Origin of the sequence: Micrococcus sp. HSID17227, assembly GCF_003989405.1 — a bacterium.
GTDB lineage: Bacteria > Actinomycetota > Actinomycetes > Actinomycetales > Micrococcaceae > Micrococcus > Micrococcus luteus.
In genome coordinates this window covers 1-6,043 of sequence record NZ_RBLN01000133.1, presented here as the reverse complement: position 1 = coordinate 6,043, position 6,043 = coordinate 1, and the positions used below count along the sequence as shown (strand labels likewise).

Here is a 6,043-nt window from a genome sequence, read left to right as displayed (position 1 = left end):
AATGCGGGAAGGGCCTCGCACCAACAGTGCGAGGCCCTCCCTCAAAAAATGTCCGGCGGCGACCTACTCTCCCACAACCTCCCGGTTGCAGTACCATCGGCGCTGTGGGCCTTAGCTTCCGGGTTCGGAATGGAACCGGGCGTTTCCCCCACGCTATGACCGCCGTAACCCTAACCCCACACCACCACCCTCAACACGGGCAACAGCAGGGAAACCTACGGGTCACACAACAGTGACACTATTCAACTGAAACACCCCAACCATCCACCAACACATGGACAGCCGGTTGCAATCAGACAACCGCACAGTGGACGCGAACACCAACCCATCACCTTGAAGCAAGCAATGGAATAAGAGTGTGTGTAAGTCATCGGCCTATTAGTACTGGTCAGCTTCACGAGTCTTCAGTCCTCGCTTCCACATCCAGCCTATCAACCCAGTGTTCTAGCTGGGGGCCTCACACCCTCAAAGGGGCAAGGAAATCTCATCTCGAAGCCGGCTTCCCGCTTAGATGCTTTCAGCGGTTATCCATCCCGAACGTAGCTAATCAGCCATGCACCTGGCGGTACAACTGACATACCAGAGGTTCGTCCGTCCCGGTCCTCTCGTACTAAGGACAGACCTTCTCAAATTTCCAACGCGCGCAGAGGATAGGGACCGAACTGTCTCACGACGTTCTGAACCCAGCTCGCGTACCGCTTTAATGGGCGAACAGCCCAACCCTTGGGACCTACTCCAGCCCCAGGATGCGACGAGCCGACATCGAGGTGCCAAACCATGCCGTCGATATGGACTCTTGGGCAAGATCAGCCTGTTATCCCCGAGGTACCTTTTATCCGTTGAGCGACGGCCGTTCCACAACGAGCCGCCGGATCACTAGTCCCGACTTTCGTCCCTGCTCGAGCTGCCACTCTCACAGTCAAGCTCCCTTGTGCACTTGCACTCGACACCTGATTGCCAACCAGGCTGAGGGAACCTTTGGGCGCCTCCGTTACATTTTAGGAGGCAACCGCCCCAGTTAAACTACCCATCAGGCACTGTCCCTGACCCGGATCACGGGCCGAAGTTAGATATCCAGAGTGACCAGAGTGGTATTTCAACGGCGACTCCACGAACACTGGCGTGCCCGCTTCACAGTCTCCCACCTATCCTACACAAGTCACACCGAATACCAATACCAAACTATAGTAAAGGTCACGGGGTCTTTCCGTCCTTCTGCGCGTAACGAGCATCTTTACTCGTAATGCAATTTCGCCGAGTTCATGGTTGAGACAGCGGGGAAGTCGTTACTCCATTCGTGCAGGTCGGAACTTACCCGACAAGGAATTTCGCTACCTTAGGATGGTTATAGTTACCACCGCCGTTTACTGGGGCTTAAGTTCTCCGCTTCGCCGAAGCTAACGGGTCCCCTTAACCTTCCAGCACCGGGCAGGAGTCAGTCCATATACATCGTCTTACGACTTCGCATGGACCTGTGTTTTTGATAAACAGTCGCTTCCCCCTGGTCTCTGCGGCCCCGATCCCCTCACACCAGCACGTGGTGCTCAAGGTTGGGGCCCCCCTTCTCCCGAAGTTACGGGGGCATTTTGCCGAGTTCCTTAACCATGATTCTCTCGATCGCCTTAGTATTCTCTACCTGACCACCTGTGTCGGTTTAGGGTACGGGCAGTTTGAACCTCGCGCCGATGCTTTTCTAGGCAGCATAGGATCACCGGATCACCCACCATGTGGGCGCCCATCAGGTCTCAGGCATACAGCCGGCGGATTTACCTACCGGCAGCCCTACACCCTTAGACCAGGTCATTTCCATTGCCCGGCCCGGCTACCTTCCTGCGTCACACCTGTTAATGCGCTTGCCTCCCCGGTTCAGGTCCCGCGCTCCCCATCACCGACCCCGTCAAAGACGGGGTTCGGGATGGTTCGGGCGGTTAGTATCACCGGCTCAACATGGACGGTTCTTCACTGGTACGGGAATATCAACCCGTTGTCCATCGACTACGCCTGTCGGCCTCGCCTTAGGTCCCGACTTACCCAGGGCAGATTAGCTTGACCCTGGAACCCTTAGTCATCCGGCGGACGGGTTTCTCACCCGTCTTTCGCTACTCATGCCTGCATTCTCACTCGTCCACAATCCACCAGAAGTTACCCGCTGGCTTCACCTCGTGAACGACGCTCCCCTACCCATCCAGCAAAACTGAATGCCACGGTTTCGGCGGTGTACTTGAGCCCCGCTACATTGTCGGCGCGGAATCACTTGACCAGTGAGCTATTACGCACTCTTTCAAGGGTGGCTGCTTCTAAGCCAACCTCCTGGTTGTCTCAGCAACTCCACATCCTTTCCCACTTAGCACACGCTTAGGGGCCTTAACCGGTGGTCTGGGCTGTTTCCCTCTCGACTATGAAGCTTATCCCCCACAGTCTCACTGCCACGCTCTCACTTCCCGGCATTCGGAGTTTGGCTGAAGTCAGTAACCTTGTAGGGCCCATCGTCCATCCAGTAGCTCTACCTCCGGGAAGAAACACGTGACGCTGCACCTAAATGCATTTCGGGGAGAACCAGCTATCACGGAGTTTGATTGGCCTTTCACCCCTACCCACAGCTCATCCCCTCCATTTTCAACTGAAGTGGGTTCGGTCCTCCACGCGCTCTTACACGCGCTTCAACCTGGCCATGGGTAGATCACTCCGCTTCGGGTCTAGGACACGCGACTCAATCGCCCTATTCAGACTCGCTTTCGCTACGGCTTCCCCACACGGGTTAACCTCGCCACGTATCACTAACTCGCAGGCTCATTCTTCAAAAGGCACGCTGTCACCCCACAAGAAGGCTCCAACGGTTTGTAGGCACATGGTTTCAGGTACTATTTCACTCCCCTCCCGGGGTACTTTTCACCATTCCCTCACGGTACTGATCCGCTATCGGTCAACAGGTAGTATTCAGGCTTACCAGGTGGTCCTGGCAGATTCACACGGGATTCCTCGGGCCCCGTGCTACTCGGGCAACCCTCCAACAGCGGCGGAACACATTTCGACTACGGGACTCTCACCCTCTACGGTCCAGCATCCACACTGGTTCGTCTATATGCCCGCACCTCACTGCGCCATGCCGGCAGACATGACAAGGAGGGGCCCACAACACCGCACATGCAACCCCTGCCGGGTATCACACACATACGGTTTAGCCCCATCCGCGTTCGCTCGCCACTACTAACGGAATCACTTTTGTTTTCTCTTCCTGTGGGTACTGAGATGTTTCACTTCCCCACGTTCCCTCCACCCGGTCTATGTGTTCAACCGGGGGTCACACGACACGTCGTGCGGGGTTTCCCCATTCGGAAATCCTGGTCTCAACGTCCGGTTATCGACTCCACCAGGCTTATCGCAGATTCCCACGTCCTTCTTCGGCTCCTGTTGCCAAGGCATCCACCATGCGCCCTTGGAAACTTTCACACACAATGAAAGTCCTCAAATGAGCAATATCTAACTAAGATGTCATTCTCGGCATCACCACACCTCACACACCACCCCAGGGGGAACAGTGCGATCAACGATGCAGCAACAAAAAAAATAAGATGCTCGCGTCCACTATGCAGTTCTCAAACAACAACCCACACCCCATCCACCAACCCACAAGGCCAGCTTCACAAGATACGGAGACCAGAAACAACAACCCCAACCCTCACAGATCAGGGTGCCTGCTGTTCCAGGACCCAACAGTGTGCCAACACCAGCTCGCAGCCACCAACACCACCCATTCCAACCACACCCGCAAAGGCATGACGTACTCGAGCACTGCCGGCACCACCACTGGCACCATTCATTGATGTTCCACCCATGAGCAACCCGCCATCACACACGCGGTGATGCAACGGGCACTAATGCTCCTTAGAAAGGAGGTGATCCAGCCGCACCTTCCGGTACGGCTACCTTGTTACGACTTAGTCCCAATCGCTGGTCCCACCTTCGACGGCTCCCCCCACAAGGGTTAGGCCACCGGCTTCGGGTGTTACCAACTTTCGTGACTTGACGGGCGGTGTGTACAAGGCCCGGGAACGTATTCACCGCAGCGTTGCTGATCTGCGATTACTAGCGACTCCGACTTCATGGGGTCGAGTTGCAGACCCCAATCCGAACTGAGACCGGCTTTTTGGGATTAGCTCCACCTCACAGTATCGCAACCCATTGTACCGGCCATTGTAGCATGCGTGAAGCCCAAGACATAAGGGGCATGATGATTTGACGTCGTCCTCACCTTCCTCCGAGTTGACCCCGGCAGTCTCCCATGAGTCCCCACCATTACGTGCTGGCAACATGGAACGAGGGTTGCGCTCGTTGCGGGACTTAACCCAACATCTCACGACACGAGCTGACGACAACCATGCACCACCTGTGAACCCGCCCCAAAGGGGAAACCGTATCTCTACGGCGATCGAGAACATGTCAAGCCTTGGTAAGGTTCTTCGCGTTGCATCGAATTAATCCGCATGCTCCGCCGCTTGTGCGGGCCCCCGTCAATTCCTTTGAGTTTTAGCCTTGCGGCCGTACTCCCCAGGCGGGGCACTTAATGCGTTAGCTGCGGCGCGGAAACCGTGGAATGGTCCCCACACCTAGTGCCCAACGTTTACGGCATGGACTACCAGGGTATCTAATCCTGTTCGCTCCCCATGCTTTCGCTCCTCAGCGTCAGTTACAGCCCAGAGACCTGCCTTCGCCATCGGTGTTCCTCCTGATATCTGCGCATTCCACCGCTACACCAGGAATTCCAGTCTCCCCTACTGCACTCTAGTCTGCCCGTACCCACCGCAGATCCGGGGTTAAGCCCCGGACTTTCACGACAGACGCGACAAACCGCCTACGAGCTCTTTACGCCCAATAATTCCGGATAACGCTCGCACCCTACGTATTACCGCGGCTGCTGGCACGTAGTTAGCCGGTGCTTCTTCTGCAGGTACCGTCACTTTCGCTTCTTCCCTACTGAAAGAGGTTTACAACCCGAAGGCCGTCATCCCTCACGCGGCGTCGCTGCATCAGGCTTTCGCCCATTGTGCAATATTCCCCACTGCTGCCTCCCGTAGGAGTCTGGGCCGTGTCTCAGTCCCAGTGTGGCCGGTCACCCTCTCAGGCCGGCTACCCGTCGTCGCCTTGGTGAGCCATTACCTCACCAACAAGCTGATAGGCCGCGAGTCCATCCAAAACCGATAAATCTTTCCAACACCCACCATGCGGTAGGCGCTCCTATCCGGTATTAGACCTAGTTTCCCAGGCTTATCCCAGAGTTAAGGGCAGGTTACTCACGTGTTACTCACCCGTTCGCCACTAATCCACCCAGCAAGCTGGGCTTCATCGTTCGACTTGCATGTGTTAAGCACGCCGCCAGCGTTCATCCTGAGCCAGGATCAAACTCTCCGTAAAAAAATTACAGAACAACACCGTGGCAGCCGGAAATAACCACCACGACATCCATTCAATACCTAGCAAACCATCACCACACCACGGGGGTGGCAGGCGATGATCAACCAATATGTGTTAAAACAATTGGCATCAACAAACTTGGCACACTATTGAGTTCTCAAACAACAGGCGCTTCCAGCTTCAGCGACCCGCTCCGCGGGCCGTTTCGCTCTGGAGCAACTTCTCCATCCTAGACCATCCGTTTCGACCGTGTCAACTCCGTGTCCGAAGCATTCACCGTCCGTTCACATGGTCGGGCTAGAAAACCTTACCACATGATCCGACCATGTCAACTCCGCTCAACGCGGTGTCAGACACTCACCGGACCATCCACGTGGAAGGCCTTGAAAAGCTTACCACATGATTCCCGGCTGTCAAACCAGATCATCTTCTTCAGGAATCCCGACCCGCATCACTGCCGGCCGCGCACCCGGTGAGCACCACCCGCCCTGGACCTGCCATTCTCGGCATGAATCCGCGGATTCTGTGTTCTTCACCCCGCCTCCCGGTCACCCGGTCGGCGTCTTGAGCACGAGATGGAACTCTACACACGAATCCCACCGAACACAAAATCAGGGGTGACACCCGGCGT

The 6,043-nt window shown here is 56.0% G+C and carries 3 rRNA genes; all 3 read right to left on the bottom strand.

Features of this window, described 5'->3' with window-relative positions:
• Window positions 1-50 precede the first annotated feature (50 nt).
• Window positions 51-167 (bottom strand): 5S ribosomal RNA (gene rrf, locus D8M29_RS07705).
• 191 nt (window positions 168-358) lie between these two features.
• Window positions 359-3,450: ribosomal RNA gene (locus tag D8M29_RS07700) — 23S ribosomal RNA — on the bottom strand.
• Between the two features lie 439 nt (window positions 3,451-3,889).
• Window positions 3,890-5,412, bottom strand: a 16S ribosomal RNA gene (locus D8M29_RS07695).
• Together the 16S, 23S and 5S rRNA genes form the textbook arrangement of a ribosomal RNA operon.
• Window positions 5,413-6,043: the final 631 nt, after the last annotated feature.